Below are 25,909 nucleotides of genomic sequence, written 5' to 3'. Positions count from 1 at the left end.
TGCGAAGCCCGGTCAGCGTACCGGGCGCTTTTTTTATGGGAGAAAGCCATGCGGCTGCTGTGGTTACGCAACGATTTACGGCTGGACGATCATGCCGGCTGGCAGGCACTGGCGGATTATCAGGGCAAGACGGCGGCAGTGTTTATCCTGCCGGCGCACTGGCTAACCACCGATGCCGCCGGGCTGCACCGGCTGGGTGCTGCCAAGGCGGCGTATCTGCAGCAGGCACTGGCGGATTTAAGCGCACGGCTGGCCCCGTTTCCACTCACTCTGTTGCAGGGCGAGCCGGTCGAGTTGCTGCTGGCCTGGCATCGCCTGCAGCCCTTTGAGCTGGTGACTCATGCGGCGCAGGCGCCGGAAGAAGCCGGCTGGCTGGCCCGGTTGTGTGATGCCGGCGTAAAGGTGCATACGGTGGAAGCTCAGCCGCTGTTTGAGCCTGAGCAGATAGCACCCTTGTTTAAAAAGTTTCCTGCCAGTTTTACTGGTTTTCGCAAAAAAGTGGAAAAAGTCCCGGCTTGGCCGGTGCCGGCACCACAAGCGGCGGCTGACGTCAGCCGGTTGCGAGCGGCGGCGTGTCCCTTAACCACTGGTATCGACTGGCCGGTCACACCAGCAGAGCTGGCCCATCCTGCCTGGCAAGGCGGCGAAACTCATGCCCGGGCCTGGCTGCAGCATTATCTGTTTGAACAGAGAGCGCTGGCCCATTACAAGGCCAGCCGCAATGATCTTGCCGGCCGTTATTTTTCCAGTCACCTCAGTGCGGCGCTGGCCTGGGGCTGCCTGTCGCCTCGGGAAGTCTGGCAGCAAATCCTTGAGTACGAACAGCAGTGGGGCAGTGACGAGCACAGTTACTGGCTGCGCTTTGAGCTGCTGTGGCGGGAGTATTTTCACTGGTCACTGCGGGTGCATGGCAGCCAGTTGTTTGCGGCCGGTGGCCTGACCGGCAAGGCGGGGCCGGGTGTGTTTAATGCTGAATACTGGCAGGCATGGTGTGAGGCGCGCACCGGCTGGCCCATGATAGATGCGGGCTTAAAAGAGCTGATGGCCACGGGATTTTGCTCCAATCGCCTGCGGCAGAACCTGGCCAGCTGTTTTATTCACGAGCTGGGGCTGGACTGGTGCCTGGGGGCGCGCTTTTTTGAGCAGCATCTGCTGGACTTCGACGTGGCCAGCAATTGGGGCAACTGGGCCTACATTGCCGGCGCCGGTCACGATCCCCGTCACGGCCGTCTCTTCAACCCGCACCGCCAGTGGCGCCAGTACGACCCCGAACTGACCCACCTGCACCAGTGGCTGCCCGAGTTGGGCCCGGTGACCCTGACGCAAGTGGAAGCCCATCAGCGCGGCGAGCAATTGCTGAATTACCCGGCCCCTCTGGTGCCGCTCAGGACGCTGTAGGCATCACCTGTCTTAGTCACAGGTTGCTGAGAATGACTGCCGTGCGAAACAGCAGTGCGGTTGCACTTCACGACACGCTTCGAGCCCTTCCCTGGGATGCTCGTCAAATGCCATTCATGGCATTTGACGGTCGGCTACGGCAATCCCCACTGCTGCTTCGGGCAACATCGACGCTGCCTGTATGCGGTCAGTCAGCGCCGAGTGCCCCAAGGAGGGCAAAGGGTGTCTGCTTCGCCGTGCCCTCTGCGCCAGGGAAGGCGCAGCGGAGCCCCCACGGAAGGGTTTACGGCGTGCCGGCGAAGTAGTGCCCTCTGTCCGACGTAGCGCACGGTGCCGAAGATGTATTATTTAGCCCCGCTGGCTGCCCCGAGTCAGCGCGGCCGGGTCCAGCAGTTCGCGCAGCTCGGCTTCGGACAGCTCGGTTTCCTCCAGTGCCACCTCCAGAATGGGGCGGCATTCCGCATAGGCCTTTTTGGCGATGTCCGCCGCCTTGGCATAGCCGATCACCGGGTTCAGCGCCGTCACCAGTATGGGATTGCGGGCCAGGTTTTCATTGAGGTGGGATTCGTTGACGGTAAAGCCGTCGATGACTTCGGCCAGCAGCGGCGCACTGTTGGCCAGCAGCCGGATCATGGTCAGCAGGTTGCTGGCCACCAGCGGCAGCATCACATTGAGCTGAAAGTTGCCCGACTGCCCCGCCACCGTATTGGCCGCATCCAGGCCGATCACCTGGGCCGCCACCATGGCCACCGCCTCGGGCACCACAGGGTTGACCTTGCCGGGCATGATGGAGGAGCCCGGTTGCAGCGCCGGCAGCTGAATTTCCGCCAGGCCGGTGAGCGGGCCCGAGTTCATCCAGCGCAGATCGTTGGCGATTTTCATCAGCGCCACCGCCAGGGTTTTAAGCTGGCCCGACAGCTCCACCGCTGTGTCCTGGCAGCTCAGCCCGTAGAAGTAGTCTTCCGCCGGGCAGAAGTCGAGCCCGGTGTGGCGGTTGAGGTAGTCACAGGCCAGTTGGGCCTGGCGCGGATCGGCGTTGATGCCGGTGCCGATGGCGGTGCCCCCCAGGGCCAGTTGCTGCAGCCGGCTCTGCATGCCCTGCAGCCGGTCGCGGCCATACTGCACCTGGGTGGCCCAGCCGCCCAGCTCCTGGTCAAAGCGCAGGGGCATGGCGTCCATCAGGTGCGTGCGGCCGGTTTTCACCTTGGCCTGCAGTTGCTCACCCTTGCCGAGCAGGGTCTGCTCCAGCTGATACAGGGCCGGCAGCAGCTCCCGGCTGAAAGCGAGGGCGGCGCTGACGTGAATGGCGGACGGGATAACGTCGTTGGAGCTCTGGCCCATGTTGACGTCGTCGTTGGGGTGCACCGGCTGGCCCAGGTGCTGGCTTGCCAGGTGGGCCAGCACCTCGTTGACGTTCATGTTGGTACTGGTGCCGGAGCCGGTCTGGAACACGTCCACCGGAAAGGCATCGTCGTGTTCGCCGGCGATCACGCTGTGGACCGCGTGCAGTATGGCGTCGGCCTTGTCCTGGCCCAGCCGGTCCAGATCGCTGTTGGCGTGGGCGCAGGCGGCCTTGAGCAGGGCCACCGCATGAATAAAGGCCGCCGGCAGGGGCTGGCCCGAAATGGGGAAGTTGTTGATGGCGCGCTGGGTCTGGGCACCGTACAGCGCCTTGGCCGGCACCTCGATCTCGCCCATGGAATCCCGTTCGATGCGTGTTTTCATGCTCGTTCCCCTCTGTTTCAGAGCCTCAGGTTACAGGGAACAGCTTAGCACTCCGTCCTTTTGCGCAAAGCCACGGGCACTGAAAAAAGCCACCAGGCTGTCCACTTCAGCGGCGGGCGCCTGGGCGAGATCCAGCTCAAGCCGGGTCAGCCCCTCAGCCCTGGCTTCTTCTGCCAGCCGGCGCAACAGCTCGCTGCCCACGCCCCGGCGGCGGGTGATGTCGCGCACTGCGAAAAAGCCGATGCGCTCGTGCCGGCGCCAGGCCAGGGCCACGGCCCGGTCGTTAAAGGTGGCCAGCAAAAACGGCTGATCTGCGGGCAGGGGCTGGCCCTGCAGAATGTGCGCTGCATGGGCACTGTGCTGATCGGGCAGTTGAGTGAGATGATGTACGGTGAGGCGCATGGTGCCGCTCCTTAGCCATAAAAGCCGATATTCTACCACGCTCCCGGTTCGACAAACGGGCCGTCCGGCGGCATTATGACGTGGTATTTTTCACCGCGATGAATTTCATGAGTTTCGACACCCGGGCGCAGAATAGCGCCATGACCCATTTCGATCGCCATCCCAGCTTTTGGCTGTTTGGCTATGGCTCCCTTATCTGGAAGGCGGACTTCCCCTTTATCGAGCGCCGTCCGGCCTGGATACACGGCTGGGCGCGCCGGTTCTGGCAGGGCTCTCACGATCACCGTGGCACGCCGGAAGCACCTGGCCGGGTGGCGACCCTGGTGCGCGAGCCGGGCGCCCTGTGCCACGGCATGGCCTATCGCATTGAGCCTGCGGTGCTGGCCCAGCTCGACCTGCGCGAGAAGAACGGTTACCTGCGGGAGCGGGTGGCGGTACAGTTTGAAGGCGGCGCGGCCGAAGACGGGCTGATTTACCTCGCCACCGAACACAATGCCGCTTTTTTGGGGGCGGCGCCCCTGGCGGAGATGGCGGCGCAGATAGCCGGGGCTCACGGACCCAGCGGCAGCAACCGGGACTACCTGCTCAAGCTGGCCGAGGCGCTGGCGAGTCAGGGCGTGCACGACGAGCATGTAACCGGACTGGCGACGCTGTTGCCGCCGGTGGAAGGAGAGTGTTAATGGAATGCCGGCCAAACTGTGGTGCCTGCTGCATTGCGCCCAGCATCAGTGCCCCCCTGCCGGGCATGCCCGATGGCAAGCCGGCGGGGGTACGCTGTGCCCATTTGCTGGACGACATGCGTTGTGAACTGTTCGGCCGGCCCGAACGCCCGGCGCTGTGTGCCCGCTTCCAGCCCGCCGCCGATGTCTGCGGCAACAGCCGGGAAGAAGCGCTCTGGCTGATTGGCGAGCTGGAGGCGGCGACGGCCTGATACCGCTTACCCCCGGCGAAGCCAGGGCAGGGGATCGATGGCCTGGCCCCGGTAGCGGATTTCGAAATACAGCCCGGGTTTTTCCTGGCCGCCGCTTTCCCCGCTGAGGGCAATGGCCTGGCCGGCGCTGACCTTGTCCCCCGGGCCCAGCAGCAGCGACTGGTTGTGGCCGTACAGGCTTAAATAGCCCTTGCCGTGGTCAATGACCATCACCATGCCAAAGCCGTTGAGCCAGTCGGCATACACCACCTGGCCGTTGGCCACGGCGCTCACTTCCCGGCCGGCGGGGGCGCCGATCAGCAGGCCTTTCCAGTTAAGCTGGCTGGTGCGGGCCGAGCCAAAGCGATGCAGCAGGGCGCCCTTGAGCGGCCAGGGCAGGCTGCCCTTGGCCAGGCCGCCAAAGTTGCCCTGAGTCTTGGCTACCACCGGGGTGTGGCCCGACGGCCGGCCCTGATTGCTGGCTGCGGCCAGGCGTTCCCGTTCCCGGCGCTCCCGTTCCAGCCGGGCGCGTTCTTCCCGCTCGGCCCGCTCCCGGGCCATTTTGATCTGCTGCTCCAGGTGGCTGGCGGCCTGCTGCAGGTTGGCCAGCCGGCGGTTGCCCTGCTCCAGTTGCGCGTTGATCTTTTTGGCGGTCTGGTTGCGCTCATTCTTACGCTGCTGCAATGACTGCTGTTGTTGCTGCTGGCTGGCCAGCAATTCCTCGAGCCGGGTGCGACCCTGTTCGGCCTGGCGACGGTTGTCGGCCAGTTGCCGGCGAAGGCCGGCCAGCTGTTGCAGGGCGTCGGCGCGGGCCTGGTTGAGGTGGGCGTAATAATGCAGCAGGCGGTCGATGTCGCTGCTGTCCTGACCGTTGAGCAGCAGTTTGAGGTAGTCGTGGCGGCCGTTCTGGTAGGCGGCGCGCACCTGGGTCGCCAGCTGTTGCCGTTGTTCGTCGGCCTGGCGATTGAGGGACTGGTGTTCCTGGTCGAGCCGGGCCAGCTCCCGTTCGTTGTCTTTCAGCTGGTGGCGGGTCTGGTTCAGCTCCCGGGCCAGGCTGGAAATGGCCTTTTCGTCTTTCGCCAGTTGTTGCTGCAAGGCCTTCAGCTCTCGCTGCTGGGCCTGGATGTCTTGCTGCTGGCGGTTGATCTGGCCCTTGACGTTGCTCAGATCCTTGCTGTCTTCCGCCCATGCGCAAGCACCGGCCATCAGGCCGGTGCTCAGCAAGAACGAAATAATCAGTCTGGATGCGCCCATAGGGCAGTGATTATTTCAGAACCATCAGCGGCTTGCCAGTCATTTGCGGCGGGATCTCCAGCCCCATCAGGGTGAGCATGGTGGGCGCCAGATCCGACAGCCGGCCACCTTCCACCGGGGTGGCATCGCGGCCGATGTAGATCAGCGGCACCGGCAGATTGGTGTGGGCGGTATGCGCCTGACCGGTTTGCGGATTCACCATTTGCTCGGCGTTGCCGTGATCGGCGGTGATCAGGGCTTCTCCCCCCACCTTTTCCAGGACCTCAACCACCCGGCCCACCGAGCGGTCCACCGCTTCGCAGGCCTTGACCGCCGCCTCGAACACGCCGGTGTGGCCCACCATGTCGCCATTGGGGTAGTTGCAGATGATCACATCGAACTCACCGCCCTCAATGGCTGCCACCAGCTTGTCGGTGAGCAGCTCGGCGCTCATTTCTGGCTGCAGATCGTAGGTCGCCACCTTGGGGCTGGGGATCAACTCGCGCTGCTCGCCCTCGAAGCATTCCTCAATGCCACCGTTGAAGAAGAAGGTGACGTGGGCGTATTTCTCGGTTTCCGAAATGCGCAGCTGGGTCTTGCCGTGATCTGCCAGCCATTCCCCCAGGGTGTTTTCCAGTCGCTCCGGCGGAAAGGCGCAGCTGGTGTGAATGTCGGCGGCGTATTCGGTGAGCATGACGAAGTCGGTCAGCGCCGGGTGCAGGCCGCGCTCAAAGCCGGCGAAATCGCGCTCCACAAAGGCGCGGGTCAGCTCCCGGGCCCGGTCGGCGCGGAAGTTCATAAAGATAACGGCATCGCCATCCTGCATGGTGACCGGCTTGCCCACCACGGTAGCCTGAACGAACTCGTCGTTTTCGCCCCGATCGTAGGCGGCCTGCAGGGCGTCTACCCCGGAAGCGGCGCTGAACTCGGCCTGGCCCTGGGTCAGCAGGTCATAGGCGGCGTGCACTCGCTCCCAGCGGTTGTCCCTGTCCATGGCGTAGTAGCGGCCAATGACGGTGGCCAGCCGGCCCTTGCCCAGTTTTGTAAACAAACCGTCAAAACATTCGAGTGAGCTCCGGGCCGAGCGCGGGGCCACGTCCCGGCCGTCGAGAAAGGCATGCAGGTAAATTTCGGTCGCGCCCCGCTGGGCGGCCAGTTCGATCATGGCGGCGATGTGATCTTCGTGGCTGTGTACGCCACCCGGCGACAGCAGGCCCATGATGTGCACCGCGCGGCCCTTGCTGACCGCGCCGTCCACGGCGCCTGTCAGCGCCGGGTTGGTAAAGAAGTCGCCGTCGGCAATGGCCTTGCCGATGCGGGTCAGCTCCTGATAGACGATGCGACCGGCGCCGATATTGACGTGGCCCACTTCGGAGTTGCCCATCTGGCCATCGGGCAGGCCCACGTCGTGGCCGGAGGTGGAGATCAGCGTGGCGGGCCTGGTTTTCATCAGGTTGTCGAGTACCGGGGTGCGCGCGGTATGAATGGCGTTGTGTTCGGTTTTTTCGCTGTACCCCCAGCCGTCGAGAATGAGCAGTACCAGGGGCTTTTTGGTCGAGTTCATGGTGTAACCCTATGATGTTGTTATTTTGAGCGCGTGACGCGAGCAACTGAAACTGTCTGTCATATTACTACAACTGCCGAATTGGTCACCAGACAAGGGGCAGGGGTATTTGCCATAGGGTGATCCGGGCCTCGCAGGGGGCGCCCAAGGCGGCTGTTATTTGATGAGTCCCCATGTATACTCGGGCTTTTCCGTCTTTCGCAACGCAAGAAGTAATATCATGCAAGAGTACCTTGATTTCGCCGCCCGGCATCCGCTGCTGACCATGGTCTGGCTGGGCCTGGCCTCGGCGGTGGTGTACACCTCGATCATTTCCCGTCTGTCCAAGGTGAAGGTGGTTCCGGCCCAGGAAGCGGTCATGCTGATCAACAAGCAAAGCGCCGCCGTGGTCGATATTCGCTCCGTGGAAGAATTCCGCAAGGGCCATATCGCCGGTGCCGTGAACGTACCCCACGCTCAGCTCAAGGCCAACAACCTGAACCTGATCGAAAAGTACAAGGACAAGCCCCTGGTGCTGGTGTGCGAAAGCGGCATGACCACCGCCAGCGCCGGCCGGTTACTGAGCAAGGCCGGTTTCAGCCAGGTATTCACCCTGCGTGGCGGCATGACCGACTGGCGCACCCAGAACCTGCCCGTCACCAAGCGTTAATTTTTATCACCCATTGAGCAAAAGGATAGTTTCATGGCCGAAGCAGCAAACGGCGCCGATGCCCAGGCGCAACAGCAGGTAGAATTCCAGATCCAGCGCATCTATCTGAAGGATGTGTCCTTTGAGGCCCCGGGCACCCCCCTGGTGTTCCAGAAGGAATGGAAGCCCGAGGTCAAGCTGGATCTCGACACCAAGAGTGCCCGCCTGGGTGACAACGTGTTTGAAGTGGTGCTGACCCTGACCGTGACCTGCAACATGGGCGAGAATGAAACCGTTTACCTGTGCGAAATCCAGCAGGCCGGCGTGTTCACCATCGGTAACATGGCCGAGCCCCAGCTGGCCCACTGCCTGGGCTCCTTCTGCCCCAACATTCTGTTCCCCTACGCCCGGGAGACCGTGTCCGGCCTGGTGAACAAGGGCTCCTTCCCGCAGCTGAACCTGGCGCCGGTCAATTTCGACGCCCTGTTTGCTGCTCACGTGCAGCGCGCTCAGCAGCAACAGCAGCAGGCCGACGCCTGATGGCAGCGGATGCCGCCATTACCGTGCTGGGGGCCGGTTCCTACGGCACGGCCCTGGCCATCGCGCTGGCCCGCAACGGTCATCGCACGCTGCTGTGGAGCCACCGGCCCGAGCAGGTGGCGGCATTGGCGGCAGACCGCTGCAACCGTGTTTTCCTGCCCGACGCCATCTTTCCCGCCAGCCTGGAGCCGGAAGCGGATCTGCAGCGGGCGGTGCAGGCCAGCCGCAATTTGCTGATTGTGGTGCCGAGCCATGTGTTTGCGGATGTGCTGCACCAGGTGAAGCCCTTTCTGCGCCCCGACAGCCGCATTGCCTGGGCCACCAAGGGGCTGGACCCCGCCACCGGCAATCTGCTGCAGCGCGTGGCCGAAGACATTCTCGGCCGGGATCGCCCGCTGGCGGTGCTGTCGGGCCCGACCTTTGCCAAAGAGCTGGCCATGGGCCTGCCCACCGCCATTTCGCTGGCGGCCACCGATGAGGATTTTGCCCGGGAGCTGGCGGATCTGGTGCATTGTGATCGTTCGTTCCGGGTGTACCTGAACGACGACATGGTGGGCCTGCAGCTGGGCGGCGCGGTCAAGAACGTGATCGCCATTGGTGCCGGCCTGGCCGACGGCCTGGGCTTTGGCGCCAACGCCCGCACCGCGCTCATTACCCGTGGCCTGGCGGAGCTGAAGCGGCTGGGCGTGGCCCTGGGTGCCCAGCAGGAGACCTTTATGGGCATGGCGGGACTGGGAGATCTGGTGCTGACCTGCACCGACAACCAGTCCCGCAACCGCCGCTTTGGCCTGGCCCTGGGCCAGGGCAAGAACGTGGACACCGCCATGGCCGAGATCGGCCAGGTGGTGGAAGGCTACCGCAACGCCGCCGAAGTGCACCAGCTGGCCGGCCGCCACGGCGTTGAAATGCCCATTTGCGAGCAGGTCTACCAGGTGCTGTATGAAGGCAAGAACGCCAAGGAAGCCGCGATGGCCCTGCTGAGCCGGGATCGCAAGGCGGAGTAGTGCCCTTTGGCCGACGATTCAGCACCAACAAAAAGAGGAGCCTTGCGGCTCCTCTTTTTGTTTCGGGCAACCCCACTCAGTAGTAAGAGTGGTCGCCGCGCTGGTGCTCGGTGGCGTCGCGTACGCCGTTGAGTTCACCCGGGAACAGCTCGAGCAGTTGCTTCTCGATGCCTTCCTTCAGGGTCACGTCCACCATGGAGCAGCCGTTGCACCCGCCGCCAAACTGCAGAATGGCGAGGCCGTCTTCGGTGATTTCGGTCAGCACCACCTTGCCGCCGTGACTGGCCAGACCCGGATTGATCTGGGACTGCAGCACGTATTCCACCCGGTCGGCCAGGGGGGCATCGTCGGGCACCTTGCTCATTTTGGCGTTGGGGGCTTTCAGGGTGAGCTGGGAGCCCATCTGATCGGTGACGAAGTCGATTTCGGCCTCTTCCAGGAAGGGCGCACTCTGGGGATCGACCACGGCGTCAAAGCCGTCGAACGGCAGGTGGGTGTCGTCGCCGTCCACCGCATCGGGAGGACAGTAGGAGACTCCGCACTCGGCATTGGGAGTACCGGGGTTGACCACAAAGACGCGAATATTGGTGCCTTCCGGCTGTTGTGACAGCAATTTGCGGAAGTGTCCCTGGGCGGTTTCGGAAATCTTAATCATTGCTATCCTCGTAAACCTGACTAAACAACTCAACTTTTATCATACTCCTGTTGCCGGGCCTTGAATAGCCGTCAGTGTTCAAGAGTACGGCACACCGCCCACACTTCCACGCGCTCCACCCCCTGGGCATGCAGCAGTCGCGTCAGCTCGGCCATGGTGGCGCCTGTGGTGATCACATCGTCCAGCAGTGCCACATGGCGGTAGGGGCAGGGGGCGGCGGTAAAGGCGCCTTTCAGGTTACGCCGGCGTTCGGCCTTGTTCAGGTGGGTTTGCGACGCGGTGGCCCGTACCCGGTGCAGCAGATGGCGATCCGTCCTGATCGCGGGCGCCGGGTTCAGGCCGCGGGCTAGCTCCTCCGCCTGGTTATAGCCCCGGCGCAGCCGCCGCCACCAGTGCAGGGGCACCGGCAATACCGCTTCGGGCCAGGGCGGCGCCAGCCGCTCACTCAGCAACTGCCCCAGCAGCCTGCCGTTCAGCATGCGGCGGTGATATTTGAGGTCGTGCACCAGCCGGCTGAAGGGGGCTTCAAAGGGTGCCAGTACTTGCATGCGCTGCCAGGGGGGTGGTCGTTTCTGGCAGCGACCGCAGTGGGCGTCGGCAACGGGCAGGGGGTGGCCGCAGCCGGGGCAGGGATGTGCCAGCACGGGCAGGTCGCTGCGGCAGTGCCGGCACAGCAGCGTGGTATCGTGGCAGTCCTGCCGACATAACAGGCACTGCCCCCACCACAGCGGGCCGGATTGTAAGCGGGTAAGCAGGGGCCTTATCATGGACCGGTACCGACGAGGGATCATGAGATGAGTGTATATACAGAACAACAGGGGCGCGGCCCGGACCTGGTGCTGCTCCATGGCTGGGGCATGAACGGGGCCGTGTGGCGCGAGCTGGCGGCCCGGCTGGAAGCGGACTTTCGTTTGCATATTGTCGACTTGCCCGGCTTTGGCCACAGTGCCCCGCTGCCCGCTGGCAGCAGCCTGGCCGACTGGGCCAACAGCGTGCTGGCGGTGGTGCCGGCGCGGGCCGCCTGGCTGGGATGGTCCCTGGGCGGCCTGGTGGCGACCCAGGCGGCGTTGCAGGCGCCGGCGCGGGTCAGTGCCCTGATCACCCTGGCCAGCTCCCCCCGGTTTGTCAGCGAAGTCGGCTGGCCCGGCATCAAGCCCGAAGTCCTGAGCGGCTTTGAGCAGCAACTGGCGGAGGATCATCATCAGGTGGTGAACCGTTTTCTGGCGCTGCAGGCCATGGGCAGCGAACACGCCCGGGACGACATTCGCCGGCTGCGGGACAGTCTGGCCAGCAAGCCGGCGCCGGATCCACTCGCCCTGGCGGCGGGACTCGGCCTGCTGGGAGAGGTGGATCTGCGGGCGCAACTGGCGGAGCTGGAGGTGCCGTTGCTGCGGCTTTACGGCCGGCTCGACGGCCTGGTGCCACGCAAGGCGGCGGCGCTGACCGACACCCTGGCCCCGAACAGCCACAGTCATATTGAGCCTAAAGCCTCCCACGCGCCTTTTATTTCCCATCCCGAGGCCACCGCCGGGCACATTCGCCGGTTTCTGCAGGATAAAGGCTGAGCCCCAGGGCACGGTTAAGCCCCGGGCTGGGCTATAGTCAAAGGCACAGTCAGCAAGGCAACCGCCCGATGAAGGAGTCTTGAATGGCGATACCGGTGATCCTGCCCAATCTGCCGCCCAATCTGGCCCAGCCGGCCACCGAGGCGGCTCATGCCGATAACGTGCGCCGCCCGGCCATTCCGGTCATTCGGGCGGTGCAGCCCTATGTCGCCATTCGCCAGCGGGATCGCCAGCGCCAGCGCGGCCGGCGTGAAGAGGCCTTTGAGGCCTGGCTCAGCCGACATCAGGGTGCGGTGTGTCTGATTGGCACCAGTCCGGCCATGAGCCGCCGGCTGGCGGTGATCAACCGGCGTTATCACGGCCTGGATGGTCATGCCGACGCCGTGCTGGATATCGAGATCTGATCAAGCGGGAGAGCGTTCATGGCCAGTTACGACATTACCCTCAAGCGCACCGAGCCGGTGGCCGACGGCACCCTGGCGTTGTTTTTCGACAAACCCGACGGCTTCACCTTTCGGGCCGGCCAGTGTGTACGGCTGGTGCTGCAGGACCCGCCAGAAACCGACGACGAGGGCAATGGGCGCATATTGTCGCTGGCTTCGGCGCCTGCCGAGAGTGAGCTGATGGTGGCCACCCGGTTGCGGGATACCGCCTTCAAGCGGGTACTGAGTGGACTCAGGCCGGGGACCGAGCTCACCCTCAAGGGGCCCTATGGCGACTTTATGCTGCCCGCAGAGGGCGATGTACCCGTGGTGTTCATCACCGGCGGCATCGGCATAACCCCGGTGCGCAGCATGGTGCTGCAGGCGCTGGATGAGGGGGATAACCGCGCCATCACCCTGTTTTATGCCAACCGGCGTCTCGGCGATGCCGCTTTTCTGCATGAGCTGCAGCAGGCCTGCGCCGGACGCAGCAACTATGAACTGGTGACCATTCTGACTCAGGATCCGGGCTGGCAGGGAGAAAAGGGGCGCCTGGATGAGGCCATGCTGCGCCGCCATGTGGCGAACCTGACCGCGCCGCTCTATTACCTCGACGGCCCGCCCGGTCTGGTGAGCGCCATGAAGTCGGTGCTGGTGGGAGCCGGCGTGCCCGACGACAGGGTGCGCACCGAGGAATTTGCCGGTTACTGAAAATAGACCTGCTTCGGCTCTGTGTGTAAAATTCGTGCTCTTTTTGTTGAACAACGAGATCACGCCATGGGCAGAGCCTACCAAAACCGCAAAGAATCCATCGCCAAGACCGCCAACGCCAAGAGCAAGGTCTACAGCAAGTACGGCCGCGAAATTTACGTGGTCGCCAAAGCGGGCGGCGCCGACCCCGATGGTAACCTCAGCCTGCGTGGTCTGATCGAACGTGCCAAGAAAGACCAGGTGCCTTCCCATGTGATTGAAAAGGCCCTGCAAAAGGCCACCAGCGGCGCCGGCGAAGACTTTTCTCCGGCCCGTTACGAGGGCTTTGGCCCGGGCAACTGCATGGTGATTGTGGACTGCCTGACCGACAACCCCAACCGCACCATCGGCGATGTGCGCCAGTGCTTCAACCGGGTCAAGGCCAAGCTGGGCACCTCCGGCACCGTGAGCCACATGTTTGATCACTGCGCCATTCTGGTGTTTGATGGTGACGACGAGGAAGCGGTGCTGGAAGCCCTGATGATGGCCGACGTGGACGTGACCGACATCGAGCTGGAAGACGGCAAAATCACCGTGTTTGCGCCGCACACCGAATACTTCAAGGCCAAGCAGGCCCTGAGCGACGCCTTTGAAGGCATCGACTTCGAGGTGGACGCCATTCAGTTTGTGCCCCAGACCACGGTGGAAATCGCCGGCGACGACGTGGCCCAGCTCGAGCGCTTCCTCGACATGCTCAACGACGTGGACGACGTACAGAACGTCTATCACAACGCCGAATACTGAGTTCGCTTTTTACCTCACCAAAACCCTCCAGTCGGAGGGTTTTTTATTGCCTGCTTGCGTGGCTCGGATCACAAAATCGCTAACAATTTATTTGCTTTTTGTAAGGGTAGGCTCTTACACATGGTGTTGTTTGAGTCGATATTTACAAGGGGTGAAGGCAACATATATCTATTTAAATCAGTGTTTTATTGTTCTTGGTGATGGCGTTTTCAGTGCGGCTTTCCCGCTGTTCAGGGTTCGCAGTGACGAAGATACACTTCACAGACATGTTTACAGATCGTTAACGATTGCCCCATAATCATAATCGTTAACAATTTGTTAGGTTTTGTGTAAACAAGGAGTCTGTATGCGGATCAAGATCATCAACCCCAACACCACCTGGTCGTTTACCGATGCGCTGCAGCGGCTGGCGGACGAGGTGGCCCGGCCCGACACCGAAGTGCTGGCGGTCAGCCCGGCCAGCGGTCCGGCGTCCATTGAAAGCTTTTACGACGAAGCGCTGGCGGTGCCCGGGGTGTTGGAAGAGGTGGCTAAGGGCGAGCGGGAAGAAAACATCGACGCCTACGTGCTGGCCTGCTTTGGCGACCCCGGCCTGTATGCCGCCCGGGAGCTGACCGACAAGCCGGTGCTGGGCATCGCCGAGGCGGCCTTTCACCTGGCGAGCATGGCCGGCGCCTGTTTCAGCGTGGTGACCACGGCGCCCCGAGTTCGCTTTATGACCGAGCACCTGGTCAGCCGCTACGGTTTCGGCGAGCACTGCAAGCGCATTCGCACCACCCCCATGCGGGTGCTGGATCTGGCCGAGTCGCCGGACACCGCGATTGCCAAGGTCATTGCCGAGTGCCGGCTGGCGATGGAAGAAGACAAGGCCGAAGCCATTGTGCTGGGCTGTGCCGGCATGTCGGCCCACCGGGCGTTTATCGAACGAGAGATTGGCATTCCGGTGATTGATGGTACCGTGGCCGCACTCAAGTTGTGCGAGGCCATGGTGGACATGAAGCTGGGCACCAGCAAGGTGCTGACCTTTAACTGGCCACGCCCCGAGCTGGCCGTTTCGGGACGCGGGCTGAAAATTGCCTGAGCCCACCCGCAACACGCACGGCCATGATGGCCGGTGCATGAATGAGGGCAGCGATGCTCTCATGTGATGGAATACCGAGGACTAGACTATGGCTATTCAGAATATCAACAGCGAAGCCGCCATTCCCATGACTACCGGCAAGGCCGAACCGGCTCCGGCCGCCGGCCACGACAAGAAGGCCGGGGAAGAATCCCTGGCGCCCCAGAAGCATCGCATCATGGGGCGGGTCTCCTACCTGCTGGCCTGGTTCGGTGGCTGCGTGTCGATTGGCACCTTTACCATGGGTTCCAGCATTGTGGGCACCCTTAACCTGGTGCAGGCGGTGGCGGCCATCGCCATCGGCTGCTTCGTGATCGGCATTGCCCTTGCCCTGAACGGCGCGGCCGGTTACAAGTACGGCATTCCCTTCATGGTGCAGGCCCGAGCCGCCTTCGGCTTTGCCGGGACCCGCTTCCCCGGCCTGGTACGGGCGGTGCCGGCCATCGTCTGGTACGGCTTTCAGAGCTGGATCGGGGCGGGGGCGCTGAACGCGGTGTCGGCCACCCTGTTCGGGTTCGATAACCTGGTGCTGTTCTTCGTGTTGTTCCAGTTCCTGCAGATTGGCCTGTCCATCTTCGGCTTCCAGGGCATCAAGTGGCTGGAAAACGTGGGCAGCGGCTTTATTCTGCTGGCGCTGGTGTACATGTTCTGGAGCGTGATCAACCGCTACGGCGATGAAATCACCGCCAACCTGGTGAACATGGAAGGTACCTGGGGGGTGCCCTTCTGGGGCGCGACCATGCTGTTCCTCGGCATTTACAGCACCATGATGCTGAACGTGAGCGACTATTCTCGTGAGCTGAAGGAAGGCACCAAGCCCGGCCTGCTGACCGTGATTTACGCCATGTCCATACTGCCCTGCACCCTGTTTATGGGGCTGATTGGCCTGATGGTGTCCGGCGCCACCGGGGTGTCCGATCCCATTCAGGTCTTCTCCAGTGCGGTAGACAACACGCCGCTGCTGGTCATCACCCTGCTGTTTATCGCCTTTGCTCAGGTCACCACCAACGTGCTCAATAACGTGGTGCCGCCCACCTATATCCTGATGGACGTGTTCAAGCTGAAGTTCCGTACCTCCACCATACTGGTGGGTCTGCTGGCCTTCTGTACCTTCCCCTGGGAGCTGGTCAAGGAAGAGTCGTCCGCCGGCCTGCAACTGTTTGTGCAGACTTACTCCGCCTTCCTCGGCCCCATCTTTGCGGTGATGGTGGTGGACTACTTTATTCTGCGCCGGCGCAAGCTGGATATCGACAAGCTGTATGACGAGAATGGTCCCTACAAGGGCGTGAACTACGCCGCCGTGATTGCCGCCCTCACCGGCGCCCTGGTGGCCCTGACCTTCACCTCGGTCTCCTGGTATGCCAGCCTGGTGCCGGCCGGCCTCACCTACTACCTGCTGATGCAGTACTGGCAGCCCTGTCAGCGCTTCCGTCAGTAATGACGTCGGCCCCGCCCATCCGGTGCGGGGCCGCTTTCGTTTTCACCAAAGGAGCCTGATGCCATGTCCACGCCTGCCTGTCCGCCCGAGCTGGTGCTGATCAACCCCAATGCCAATACACACACCACCGCCGCCATGGTGGCCCTGGCACAACGGCAAGCGGGGGATCGGGCCCGGGTCCGGGGGCTCAGCAATCCGGGTGCTCCGGCGCTGCTGACCACCCCCGCCGAGATCGCCGCCGCCGCGCTGGGGGTGATTGAGCTGGGCATGACGGCCGCGGCCGAAGGGGCGTCGGCGCTGGTGGTGGCGGCCTTTGGGGATCCCGGCCTGAGTGAGCTGCGTGCCCGGGTGTCCGTGCCGGTGTTCGGCATTGCCGAATCGGCCTTTCATGCGGCGGCGATGAACGGCCGGCGGTTTGGCATTGCCACCATTACCCCCGATGCGGACTTGCTGGCCTCTTTTGAGCAAAAGGCCCGTGACTTTGGCTATGCTCAACAATACAGCGGTACCCGGGTCACACCCGGCTGTCCGAAGGCGCTGGTGCGCACCCCTGCGGCCCTGGACGCCGCCTTGGCCGAGGCGGTGCGTCAGGCAGTGAACCAGGACGGGGCCACTGCCGTGATCATCGGCGGTGGCCCGCTCACCGAGGCGGCACTGCGGCTGCAATCCCGTTTCGACATTCCGTTGATTGTGCCGGTGCTGGCCGCCACGGGGGCGGCGCTGGCCGCCATGCAGTCCGACTGACCCTGTCCTTATTTGCGTTTAAGGGAGCTAAACACCATGGATGACAAACAGCTCGACATCACCCATCACGACCCCCTGCTCTACAACGAGGATCTGGCCCCCATCAAGCACAAGGATCGCAGCTGGGGCTGGTTTGAAATTTTCAACGTCTGGTCCAACGACATCCAGAGCCTGTTTGGCTATACCCTGGCGGCGTCGCTGTTTCTCAGTTACGGCCTCAACGGCTGGGCGGTCATGGCGGCCATTATTCTGGCCGGCTTTATCGTCATGGTGCTGGTCAACCTGACCGGCAAGCCCAGCGTCAAATACGGCATTCCCTTTCCGGTGATGATCCGCGCCAGCATGGGGGTACGGGGGGCCAACTTTCCGGCCCTGTTGCGGGCCATCATCGGTATTTTCTGGTACGGGGTGCAGACCTATTTCGCCTCCACCGCGGTGACCCTGCTGCTGACCACCCTGTGGGGCGCGGGCCACAGCGAATTCCTGGGGCTGTCGGGCACCGCCTGGCTGTCGTTCGTTATCGTCTGGTTGTTTCAGATCCTGCTGTTCTGGCAGGGCATCGACAAGATCAAGACCTTCCTCAACTGGGCCGGCCCCTTAGTATACGTGGTGATGCTGGCGCTGATGGCCATTGTCTGGTACCAGGCCGGTGACCAGTTGTTGCCGGCGGTGGCCACCATTTTCAGTGGGGGCGGCAACTACCAGGGCAGCGATCTGGCGGCCTTTTCCGCCATTGTCGGCACCATGGTGGCCTATTTTGCCGCCGTGGTGATCAACTTCGGTGACTTTACCCGTTTCGTGCGCAGCGAGCGGGAGATGAAAATCGGCAACCTGGTGGGCCTGCCGCTGAACGTGGCCTTCTTCTCCTTTATTGCCCTGATCATCACCGCCGGCACCCTGGTGCTGTTTGGGGAAGCGCTGACCAACCCGGCCGATATTGTGGAGCGGGTCGACTCACTGGCACTGACCATAGTGGCGGCGCTGACTTTCTTCGCGGCCACCGTGGGCATCAACCTGGTCGCCAACTTCATTCCGCCGGCCTACGATCTGGCCAACCTGTTTCCCAAGATGATCAGCTTTCGCATCGGTGGCCTCATCACCGCCGTGGTGGCCTTTTTCGTGGGCGCGCTCTGGGTGTCGGTGATAAGCCAAATTGGCATTCCCGGCTTCGTGAACGCTCTGGGCGCCATCGTCGCGCCCTTCTACGGCATTATTGTGGTGGATTACTACCTCATCAAACGCCAGAGCCTGAACATGCAGCAGCTGTTTTCTCGGGATCCCCAGGGGGCTTATTTCTACCAGAATGGCTGGAACAAAAAGGCGCTGATCGCCTTTGGCCTGGCGGCGCTGTTTTCCATTGCCTCGGTCTGGGTGCCGGCGCTGAGTGAGCTCAACGGTTATGGCTGGCTAATTGGAGCGGCATTGGGTGGAATCTTCTACTACTGGCTGGCTCCTCGTAACGTGTCCTGATACGCTGAGCTGACCTTGACAGGCGGCTTCAGTGAAGCCGCCTTCTTGTTTTTAACGAATAAGTACATGATTGTTGACAATGAAAAGCCATGTTAATCTCAGGTTAAATGGTGAGGTTTTCACCGTGATTAACGGGATGGCGGCGAGGCCATGAGGGGCTCGCCCGGCCGAGCACACAGGACAAGCCCATGAATAACAAAAACAAGGATCTGGACAAGGTTTATCAGCGCATCTGGGAGGCGATCGTCGCCCACAAGCTGTTGCCGGGCACCCGGCTGAAGGAAGAAGAGCTGTGCGACACCTTTGGGTTAAGCCGGGGCTTCGTGCGCAAATTGTTGCTGCAGCTGTCCTACCACAAACTGGTCAACCTGGTGCCCAACAGCGGCGCCTTTGTGGCCGAGCCCTCGCCGGAAGAGGCGCGGGATATTTTCCAGGCGCGCCGGTTGATCGAAGCCGAGCTGGTGCGGGAGCTGGCGAGCAAGTGCACCCTGCGGGAGAAAAAACTGCTGCAGGAGCACCTGGAAAAAGAACACCAGGCGGCAGAGCAGGGGGATCAGAGCCTGCGCATTCGGCTGTCGGGGGAGTTTCACCTGCTCATCGGCAAGCTGGCCAACAAGCCGGTGCTGACCTCCTTTCTGCACGAAATCATTCCCCGCTCTTCGCTGATCGTGGCGCTCTATCAGAACGGTTCGCGCAAGGGCCACCACCATGGCACCGGACCCTCCTGCAGTGAACACAACGAGTTGCTGGAAGCCATTGCCGGTCATCACATCGAGCGGGCGGTGACGCTGATGATTGACCACCTCAACGAGATCGAAGCCCAGTTGCAGCTGGAGCCGCCGGCCGAGGAAGACGTCAACCTCAAGCACATCTTTGCCGAGCTCTGAGGGCGGCTGTTAACCGTTGTTACTGGCGGCAGGTGTCGTTGCAGGCGCTGATCAGGCGGTCGGCAAGTATTTTGCTGTGAGCGGAAAGCTGGTCGCCGGTGTGCAGGGTCAGTTCCAGATCCGGCACGGCGGGCAGGCCGTCGGCCTCGTTCAGAATACGGTGCCGGGCGGTGACCAGCCGCCGGGGCAGCAGCGAGATGCCAAAGCCTGCTTCCACCGCGCAACAGACCCCCGACAGGCTGGTGCTCACATAGGCCAGTCGCCAGCTGCGGCCCAGCCGGTCAAAGGTGTGGGCCATCTCGCCCCGGTACAGGCCGCCGATGGGAAAGGTCACCAACGGCACCGGCTGGTTGGCCAGGTTGTTGCTGTCCAGGCCATCTATCCAGCACAGCGGCTCGGGCCAGCTGGCCAGTCCCGGCACGCTGCCCGGGCGCTGTTTGACCAGGGCCAGATCCAGCTCACCGCGCTGAAATTCCCGCCAGATATCGCTGCACAGGCCGCTTTTCACCTCCATCCGAATGCCGGGATACTGATCGGCAAAGGCCGACAGCGCCGGCATGATGGCGTGGGTGGCGAAGTCTTCCGGCACCCCTAGGCGAATTTTCTGCTGCTCTATGCTCAGGCTGGTCTGGGCCACGGCTTCCTGCATCAGTTGCAGGATGCGCCGGGCATAGTTGAGCACCCGCTCTCCTTCCAGGGTGGCGGTAATATAGCGGCCCTTGCGGTTAAGCAGTTCGCAGCCGAGCTGGGATTCCAGCTTGCGTACCTGCTGGCTGACGGTGGACTGGGTGAGGTGAGTGCTGTCGGCGGCCCGGGTAAAGCTGCCGGTGTCGGCCACGGCCACAAAGCTGCGCAGCAGCACCGGATCGAGCGTTGTCAGTTGAGTCATTCTGCCCTTTCAGTGGTAAATGCACTGGCTTCCATTGGATTATTTAATTTATAAATCATTTGGCCATGCTCTACAATCCGAGTGTTCAGCATTTAAGCGGTATGGCAACCATGCAGTGCCGTGCGGCTTTCGTTGGCAGTGTCCAACCACCTAGCATAAAGGACAGAGTAATGGCCCGTAATACCTATTATGCCCCCAAGGGCGGTCTGCCCCCGCAGACTCAACTGATCCATGATCGTGCCGTGTTCACCGAAGCTTACGCCGTGATCCCGAAAGGCGTGATGAGCGACATCGTGACCAGCTTCCTGCCGTTCTGGGACGAAACCCGCCTGTGGGTGATTGCCCGTCCGATGAGCGGTTTCTCCGAGACCTTCTCTCACTACATCATGGAAGTGTCTCCCAATGGTGGCAGCGACAAGCCCGAGCTGGATGCCGGTGCCGAAGGCGTTATCTTCATCGTTGAAGGTGAAATGACCCTGAACCTGGAAGGCAAAGAGCACCACATGGAGCTGGGTGGCTATGCCTACCTGCCGCCGGGTGCCAACTGGACCGTTAAGAACAACAGCGACGCGCCGGTACGTTTCCACTGGCTGCGCAAGGCCTACGAATACGTAGACGGCATCGACGTGCCGGAAGCCTTTGTGACCAACGAAAACGACATCGCCCCGACCTCCATGCCGGACACCAACGACGTGTGGGCCACCACCCGTTTCACCGATCCGACCGATCTGCGTCACGACATGCACGTGAACATCGTGACCTTCCAGTCTGGCGGCGTGATCCCGTTTGACGAAACCCACGTGATGGAACACGGCCTGTACGTGCTGGAAGGCAAGGCCGTTTACCACCTGAACCAGGACTGGGTGGAAGTGGAAGCCGGTGACTACATGTGGCTGCGCGCCTTCTGCCCGCAGGCCTGCTACGCCGCCGGTCCCAGCCGCTTCCGTTACCTGCTGTACAAGGACGTGAACCGCCACATGGTGCTGAACTCGTCCCCTGCTTACCGCGGCAACCGTCGCTAAGCAGCAGCTGGAACGATAAAAAAAGGCAGCCTTCGGGCTAATGCCGTTCACTTAAGGTGAGCGGCATTTTTCTTTCTGACCGGATAGGTGTTTTTGGAAGCTTTCAGCACTCTTGGATAACTTCGTTCTCGTTTCCCCTCCAGCTTGAACTGTTTGGCCTGTTTCTCTGGGGCAAATACCTCTCTTGGCAAGTTGCCCGGTGCCACACTGGGCAGCTGGCTCAGCTTGAAGATGATGTAGGACGAGGCTTCCCTGAAGCTCAGCTGATTCGGATAGGTCGCCGGTAACACTCGAGCCATCAAGATCATTTTGTAGCGGATAAGGTTGTAGGCCAGCAGCACACCCCATAACTCCTGGTGTATCAGCTCCGGCAACTGGCTACGCAAGGTGAAGCGACTGTCCAGCAGGTGCTGCTTCATTTCTCGATAGCCCAGCTCGATTTCCCAGCGATGGGCATATAAATCCACAATATCCCGACCCGGATAGGCCATGGCATCGGTCAGAGAGGTCAGGATATGAACGAGCTTTCCCTTGACGGTTTTACTCAGCAGTCTCGCTTCCAGCGTCTCCGATAAGTCGGGCCACTTTTTTCTTGCCTGCGGGCTGGGGGTCAACCGCACCAGTTTGTCATCGCGGCCCAGGTTGCGCACCACCTCATACTGCGTGCCTTTACGCAACGGCAGCAACCAGTGCCGTTGCTGCCCTTGTTGCCAGGCATGCAGCAACCCCAATGAGTAGAACCCTTTATCAAACAGCGTCAGGCTATGGTCCGGTATGCTCGGCAGCAAGCGGACCGCCAGCTGCATTTCATTGACCGCGACGCTGTCAAAGGCGCTGTCCACCAACAAATGGCTGCTCAGCTCCATCAGGCACACCATGCGCACCTGGGGATAAGCGGCGTCCGTGGATTGGTTGGCGGTGCGGGCAAAGGCACCGGCATTCGGTGGTGAGTCCGGAGTGCGCCAGACTACGCCGTCAACACCATACAGGTTCAGTCCGCTCCAGTGCGGATGCTGAGCCTGCGCATGCCAGTTGGCACTGGTTTGCCTGAAGATATCGCGCACCACGTCGCTGCCCAGCTTTTTACGTGCTTGTGTGACCGCGCTGCGCACCACCGAGTCGACTTCTTGTGGCAGGACGATATCCAGCTTATTGATGAGCTGGCGTACGGAATCGCCACGAAACAGCGCCATGCCAATGACTGCCCAGACCATGGCTTCCATCGGAAGTTTGCGCTTGCGCACCGTCGCCACCCCGTTTGAAGCCAGACAAGCTTGGATTATCTCGGGGTCGAGCACCTCAGCCAGGCTGTGAAATTCAACGGTGCGATTGAGGGAGGTGCGAGCCAGTGCGTCAGAAAGCAGCATAAAAAAATCCGATGACCTGTGATCATCGGATTTTGATCTTCTGAGCGGGATCGTCAAGCGATTTGGCTTAACTGATCGGCATTAAGCCTTCGGGCTGCCTTTTTGCGTTCAGGGCTTTAAAACAGTCAATATCGTGCATAATCGTCGGCCAAAGCGCACTACTTCGCCGGCACGCCGTGAACCCCTCCTTGGGGGCTCCGTTGCGCCATCCTTGGCGCAAAGGGCACGGCGAAGCAGACACCCTTTGCCCTCCTGATTCGGTACCGAGTTGCCAGATAATATTTAACATACGGCGCAGATATATCGTGAAGCAGCAGCAGGGATTGCCGGATTCGACCGTCAAATGCCAGGGATGATGAGATGGACACCTCTTGGGTAAGCGGCGTCGCGATGCGCCATATTTGGGTTGAAGCTCAAATAACCACAAAAGGTGTCCACTATGAACATTACGCTCATTGGTCTCGATTTGGCAAAGAATGTGATTCAGATTTGTGGTGTTAATCAAGCTGGCAAGGCGGTATTCAATCGCAGCGTGACCCGTCACAAGGTACTGGAGCTGCTTAGTCAGTACCCTCAGGTGCCCATTGCGATGGAAGCCTGCAGCGGCTCCAATTACTGGGGCAGAGCCCTGCAGCAGCGGGGTCACCCAGTGATGTTGCTGCCGCCCCAGCATGTGAAACCCTTCGTCAAGGGGAACAAGAACGACCGTAATGATGCCTTTGCTATCTGTGAGGCGGCACGGCGCCCCAACATGACGTTTGTACCGCCGCGCACGCTGGAGCAGACCGACATCAGCCTGGTACACCGGCTGCGAGAGCGCCGCATCGGCGAGCGAACCCGGTTGATTAATCAGTTACGGGGCTTGCTCAATGAGTACGGCATCGTTCTGGCTGGCGGTAAAGAGACGTTAAAGCAAGCCATGCCCTTGCTGTTGGAGGATGCTAGTAACGAACTGACGCCACGGGCTCGGACCTATTGTTGTGACATCCTGGAAGAATGGCAGCAACTGGATGAGGCTATTCGGTGCCTGGATAAAGACATCGAACAGCAATGTCGCGATAACGAGGCCTGCGCCCGACTCACTGACATTCGAGGTGTAGGCGCGGTGACCGCGACCGCCATGGTCGCCTTTGTCGGCAACGGCAGTCAGTACCGCAATGCCCGGCACTTTTCTGCCAACCTGGGGCTGGTACCGAAAGAGCATTCCAGTGGCGGCAAACAAAAGCTGGGCAGTATCACCAAGCGTGGTAATGGGTACTTGCGCAAGCTGTTGATACAAGGTGCCTGGTCGATTATCCGGCACCTGAACAAGGCCACCGACCGGTTATCGCTGTGGGTCAAACAGCTGGCCGAGCGCAGAGGCAAGCAACGCGCTGCGGTGGCCACGGCCAACAAGCTGGCACGGATTATCTGGGTCATGCTGTTCAGGCAGGAGCACTATCGGGCAGCCTGAGCTGACCTAAAGAAACTGAATTAAACCCCGTTTAACAGGAAGGAAAACAAGAGGTTATCACCCCGACGAAACGCGATGTGGAAAACGTGAATGAGGCAACAGGTTAAACCGGCCCTTGCAAACGCCGAGAAAATGTCAGGAGTCTGAACTCCGTAAGGACGATAGGCAGCAAGGGCGCGGTTCTCATTAGGGCCAGAGTGAGCCAATGACTCACTCATCAACGACAGGCCGAATATACGGATGCAGTTAATCCTGGTCGCCAAAACACGGAAACCCCACTGGCGAAAAGCGAGGTGTCCATATATGGCATTTGCCGAGCGCCCCATGGATGGGCTTGAAGCGTGTCGAAGGAGGTAACCCTGCTGCTGCTTCGTTTGGCTTGGCTTTTCAGACAACGAATATTGCACGGTATTTAAGCGAAGAGCTTATGCCTCCAGCAGCCACTGCTGCAGCTGGCCAAGGGACGTCACTTCATGGTGGGGAGTAATGCCCTCGGGCGCGAGCTTGCCCTGAGTGTTGAGCCAGCAAGTGTGCAGACCGGCGTTGAGGCCGCCGAGAATGTCGGAGTGGGGGTTGTCGCCCACCATCAGTACCCGGTCGCGTTCGGGGTTACCCATCAGGTCAAGGGCGTGTTCAAAGATGCCTGCGTGGGGCTTGGCCACGCCCACTTCTTCCGAGACCACCAAAGGTGAAAAGGCCTGCTCCCAGCCGGCGCGCTGCAGCCGGGCCTGCTGCATGGCGGCAAAACCGTTGGTGATGATGCCTAAGCGTGCCTTGCCTTGCAGCGCGGCAATCAGTTCGCTGGCGCCGGGCAGCAGGGTACACACCTCCACCATGGTGGTCATAAAGGCCTCGTTCAGCCGCTCCGTGCTCACCGCCAGTCGCTCGGCCCACTCGGCAAAGCGGCGGTGGCGCAGCTCGCCGGCATCAATCTCGCCGTTCTGGTAGGCCACCCACAGCGGCGCGTTTTGCGTTTGATAGCGGGCAAAGGCCTGTTCATCGAAGTGCACGCCAAAGTCGGCGAACATGCGGTTAAGTCCGCTGAATGCGTCGAAATGAAACAGGGTGTCGTCGGCGTCGAACAGTATCCAGTCGTAGCGCATTGGTAAAAACTCCAGAGCAAGTGGCCGGCAGAAGGGGCCAGTGTAGAAAGCTCACGGGGTCAAACTCAATAGCGCCAGCAAATTATGCTTAAATGCACCTTCCGCACTGTCATAAGATATGGCGTAAATAACCCTAATGAGGAACGAGCATGGAGTTTTCCAGCTGGCTGGCCCTGGCGGCCATCTGCATCATGGGGGCGGTCAGCCCCGGCCCGAGTCTGGCGGTGGTTATTCGCAACACGGTGCGCGGCGGTCAGGGCCATGGCGTGCTCACCGCCCTGGGCCACGGTCTGGGAGTGGGGCTTTATGCGCTGATCACGGCGCTGGGGCTGGCGCTGCTCATTACCCGTAATCCGCTGCTGTTCGACATCATTCGCTATGGCGGAGCCGCCTTTCTGGCCTGGCTCGGCATCAAGGCGCTGCTGGCCAGGCCGCAACCGGCAGCGGCGGAAGAAGGCAGCCATGGCGTGCGCGGCCGGCAGGGTGCCTTTGAAGGCTTTATGGTGGCCTTTCTCAACCCGCAGCTGGCCATTTTCTTTGTGGCCCTGTTCAGCCAGTTTGTGCGCGCCGACACCGGCTGGCAGCAGGGCGGCATCATGATGCTCACTGCCGGCGGCATTGACGCGCTCTGGTATGTGCTGGTGGCGCTGCTGCTGTCCCGGGGGCCGGTGCTGAGCTGGCTGCGTGAAAAGTCCTTTGTTATCGATCGGCTCAGCGGCTTGGTGCTGCTGGCACTGGCACTGAAAGTGGTGCTGTAGCTACTGTAAAGCCAGCACCGCAGTTGTGTGCTGGATCAAAGTTTGGTAGCCTTTCGCGGTCAAAAAAGCGGCCTTTGTGGCCTGCATCACCAATTTAATAACAGTTATCACCAACGGA

At 61.5% G+C, this 25,909-nt stretch carries 27 protein-coding genes; 18 read left to right on the top strand and 9 right to left on the bottom strand.

Annotated elements, in window-relative coordinates:
* The first annotated feature begins 48 nt into the window (after positions 1-48).
* Entirely contained in the window at positions 49-1,398 is a 1,350-nt protein-coding gene (locus GU3_RS01360; protein ID WP_014290763.1) for a DASH family cryptochrome, read from the top strand.
* A gap of 348 nt (positions 1,399-1,746) precedes the next feature.
* Here GU3_RS01360 and GU3_RS01355 read toward each other — a convergent pair whose 3' ends face one another.
* On the bottom strand, positions 1,747-3,123 hold the full coding sequence (locus GU3_RS01355; protein WP_014290762.1) for a lyase family protein: 1,377 nt from the start codon (positions 3,121-3,123) through the stop codon (positions 1,747-1,749).
* 30 nt (positions 3,124-3,153) lie between these two features.
* Positions 3,154-3,525, bottom strand: a complete 372-nt coding sequence (locus GU3_RS01350) for an acetyl-CoA sensor PanZ family protein (RefSeq protein ID WP_014290761.1) — start codon at positions 3,523-3,525, stop codon at positions 3,154-3,156.
* Positions 3,526-3,632: 107 nt separating this feature from the next.
* Between GU3_RS01350 and GU3_RS01345 the strand changes: the two genes are divergently transcribed.
* Positions 3,633-4,205 (top strand): gamma-glutamylcyclotransferase, encoded by a 573-nt coding sequence (locus GU3_RS01345; protein WP_041542831.1) that lies wholly within the window; start codon positions 3,633-3,635, stop codon positions 4,203-4,205.
* A complete protein-coding gene (locus GU3_RS01340) occupies positions 4,205-4,456 on the top strand; it encodes a YkgJ family cysteine cluster protein (protein ID WP_014290759.1) in 252 nt (83 codons plus the stop codon). The genes GU3_RS01345 and GU3_RS01340 overlap by 1 nt, the downstream gene beginning before the upstream one ends.
* A gap of 6 nt (positions 4,457-4,462) precedes the next feature.
* Here the strand turns inward: GU3_RS01340 and envC are convergent, their stop codons facing one another.
* Both envC and gpmM read right to left on the bottom strand, forming a co-directional pair.
* Complete coding sequence (gene envC / locus GU3_RS01335; RefSeq protein WP_014290758.1) at positions 4,463-5,689, bottom strand: murein hydrolase activator EnvC; 1,227 nt, start codon at positions 5,687-5,689, stop codon at positions 4,463-4,465.
* A gap of 10 nt (positions 5,690-5,699) precedes the next feature.
* Positions 5,700-7,232 carry a 2,3-bisphosphoglycerate-independent phosphoglycerate mutase gene (gene gpmM, locus GU3_RS01330; protein WP_014290757.1) on the bottom strand — a complete coding sequence of 511 codons (1,533 nt, stop codon included), beginning with the start codon at positions 7,230-7,232 and terminating at the stop codon, positions 5,700-5,702.
* A 220-nt stretch (positions 7,233-7,452) separates the two neighbouring features.
* Here gpmM and GU3_RS01325 point away from each other — a divergent pair, with 220 nt between their 5' ends.
* The 3 genes from GU3_RS01325 to gpsA are packed head-to-tail and all read left to right on the top strand — an operon-like array spanning position 7,453 to position 9,404.
* The gene (locus GU3_RS01325; protein WP_014290756.1) at positions 7,453-7,881 is read left to right on the top strand and encodes a rhodanese-like domain-containing protein; all 429 of its coding nucleotides are present in this window, start codon (positions 7,453-7,455) and stop codon (positions 7,879-7,881) included.
* A gap of 33 nt (positions 7,882-7,914) precedes the next feature.
* Entirely contained in the window at positions 7,915-8,400 is a 486-nt protein-coding gene (secB, locus tag GU3_RS01320; RefSeq protein ID WP_014290755.1) for a protein-export chaperone SecB, read from the top strand.
* Positions 8,400-9,404 (top strand): NAD(P)H-dependent glycerol-3-phosphate dehydrogenase, encoded by a 1,005-nt coding sequence (gene gpsA, locus GU3_RS01315; protein WP_014290754.1) that lies wholly within the window; start codon positions 8,400-8,402, stop codon positions 9,402-9,404. Before secB ends, gpsA begins: the two co-directional genes overlap by 1 nt.
* A gap of 76 nt (positions 9,405-9,480) precedes the next feature.
* On the opposite strand, the gene nfuA is transcribed toward gpsA, so the two are convergent.
* Both nfuA and GU3_RS01305 read right to left on the bottom strand, forming a co-directional pair.
* Positions 9,481-10,059 carry a Fe-S biogenesis protein NfuA gene (nfuA, locus tag GU3_RS01310; RefSeq protein WP_014290753.1) on the bottom strand — a complete coding sequence of 193 codons (579 nt, stop codon included), beginning with the start codon at positions 10,057-10,059 and terminating at the stop codon, positions 9,481-9,483.
* 71 nt (positions 10,060-10,130) lie between these two features.
* A complete protein-coding gene (locus GU3_RS01305) occupies positions 10,131-10,826 on the bottom strand; it encodes a ComF family protein (protein ID WP_014290752.1) in 696 nt (231 codons plus the stop codon).
* Positions 10,827-10,853: 27 nt separating this feature from the next.
* On the opposite strand from GU3_RS01305, the gene bioH reads away from it, so the two are divergent.
* The 9 genes from bioH to GU3_RS01260 all read left to right on the top strand — a co-directional run bounded on the left by bioH (position 10,854) and on the right by GU3_RS01260 (position 19,199).
* Entirely contained in the window at positions 10,854-11,624 is a 771-nt protein-coding gene (gene bioH, locus GU3_RS01300) for a pimeloyl-ACP methyl ester esterase BioH (protein ID WP_014290751.1), read from the top strand.
* Positions 11,625-11,707: 83 nt separating this feature from the next.
* Positions 11,708-12,028: a hypothetical protein gene (locus tag GU3_RS01295; protein WP_014290750.1), complete on the top strand. Its 321-nt coding sequence runs from the start codon at positions 11,708-11,710 to the stop codon at positions 12,026-12,028.
* Positions 12,029-12,046: 18 nt separating this feature from the next.
* Complete coding sequence (locus tag GU3_RS01290) at positions 12,047-12,757, top strand: ferredoxin--NADP reductase (protein WP_014290749.1); 711 nt, start codon at positions 12,047-12,049, stop codon at positions 12,755-12,757.
* A gap of 66 nt (positions 12,758-12,823) precedes the next feature.
* Positions 12,824-13,540, top strand: a complete 717-nt coding sequence (locus GU3_RS01285; protein ID WP_014290748.1) for a YebC/PmpR family DNA-binding transcriptional regulator — start codon at positions 12,824-12,826, stop codon at positions 13,538-13,540.
* Between the two features lie 346 nt (positions 13,541-13,886).
* Complete coding sequence (locus GU3_RS01280) at positions 13,887-14,621, top strand: aspartate/glutamate racemase family protein (RefSeq protein ID WP_014290747.1); 735 nt, start codon at positions 13,887-13,889, stop codon at positions 14,619-14,621.
* An 88-nt stretch (positions 14,622-14,709) separates the two neighbouring features.
* On the top strand, positions 14,710-16,098 hold the full coding sequence (locus tag GU3_RS01275) for an NCS1 family transporter (RefSeq protein WP_014290746.1): 1,389 nt from the start codon (positions 14,710-14,712) through the stop codon (positions 16,096-16,098).
* A 63-nt stretch (positions 16,099-16,161) separates the two neighbouring features.
* Positions 16,162-16,842, top strand: a complete 681-nt coding sequence (locus GU3_RS01270; protein ID WP_014290745.1) for an aspartate/glutamate racemase family protein — start codon at positions 16,162-16,164, stop codon at positions 16,840-16,842.
* A 36-nt stretch (positions 16,843-16,878) separates the two neighbouring features.
* Positions 16,879-18,312: an NCS1 family nucleobase:cation symporter-1 gene (locus tag GU3_RS01265; RefSeq protein ID WP_014290744.1), complete on the top strand. Its 1,434-nt coding sequence runs from the start codon at positions 16,879-16,881 to the stop codon at positions 18,310-18,312.
* Positions 18,313-18,500: 188 nt separating this feature from the next.
* Positions 18,501-19,199: a GntR family transcriptional regulator gene (locus GU3_RS01260; RefSeq protein WP_014290743.1), complete on the top strand. Its 699-nt coding sequence runs from the start codon at positions 18,501-18,503 to the stop codon at positions 19,197-19,199.
* 19 nt (positions 19,200-19,218) lie between these two features.
* On the opposite strand, the gene GU3_RS01255 is transcribed toward GU3_RS01260, so the two are convergent.
* The gene (locus tag GU3_RS01255; protein WP_014290742.1) at positions 19,219-20,088 is read right to left on the bottom strand and encodes a LysR substrate-binding domain-containing protein; all 870 of its coding nucleotides are present in this window, start codon (positions 20,086-20,088) and stop codon (positions 19,219-19,221) included.
* Positions 20,089-20,258: 170 nt separating this feature from the next.
* Between GU3_RS01255 and GU3_RS01250 the strand changes: the two genes are divergently transcribed.
* Positions 20,259-21,110, top strand: a complete 852-nt coding sequence (locus GU3_RS01250; RefSeq protein ID WP_014290741.1) for a bifunctional allantoicase/(S)-ureidoglycine aminohydrolase — start codon at positions 20,259-20,261, stop codon at positions 21,108-21,110.
* Between the two features lie 47 nt (positions 21,111-21,157).
* Here GU3_RS01250 and GU3_RS01245 read toward each other — a convergent pair whose 3' ends face one another.
* Entirely contained in the window at positions 21,158-22,477 is a 1,320-nt protein-coding gene (locus GU3_RS01245; protein ID WP_014290740.1) for an IS4 family transposase, read from the bottom strand.
* Between the two features lie 439 nt (positions 22,478-22,916).
* Here GU3_RS01245 and GU3_RS01240 point away from each other — a divergent pair, with 439 nt between their 5' ends.
* On the top strand, positions 22,917-23,930 hold the full coding sequence (locus GU3_RS01240) for an IS110 family transposase (protein WP_014290739.1): 1,014 nt from the start codon (positions 22,917-22,919) through the stop codon (positions 23,928-23,930).
* A gap of 425 nt (positions 23,931-24,355) precedes the next feature.
* Here the strand turns inward: GU3_RS01240 and yjjG are convergent, their stop codons facing one another.
* A complete protein-coding gene (gene yjjG, locus GU3_RS01235; RefSeq protein WP_014290738.1) occupies positions 24,356-25,033 on the bottom strand; it encodes a pyrimidine 5'-nucleotidase in 678 nt (225 codons plus the stop codon).
* A gap of 149 nt (positions 25,034-25,182) precedes the next feature.
* Here yjjG and GU3_RS01230 point away from each other — a divergent pair, with 149 nt between their 5' ends.
* Positions 25,183-25,791: a LysE family translocator gene (locus GU3_RS01230; protein WP_014290737.1), complete on the top strand. Its 609-nt coding sequence runs from the start codon at positions 25,183-25,185 to the stop codon at positions 25,789-25,791.
* Positions 25,792-25,909 lie beyond the last annotated feature (118 nt).

Origin of the sequence: Oceanimonas sp. GK1 (genome assembly GCF_000243075.1) — a bacterium.
GTDB lineage: Bacteria > Pseudomonadota > Gammaproteobacteria > Enterobacterales > Aeromonadaceae > Oceanimonas.
The sequence above is the reverse complement of the archived record's forward strand: the minus strand, read 5'-3'. Positions and strand labels throughout refer to the sequence as shown.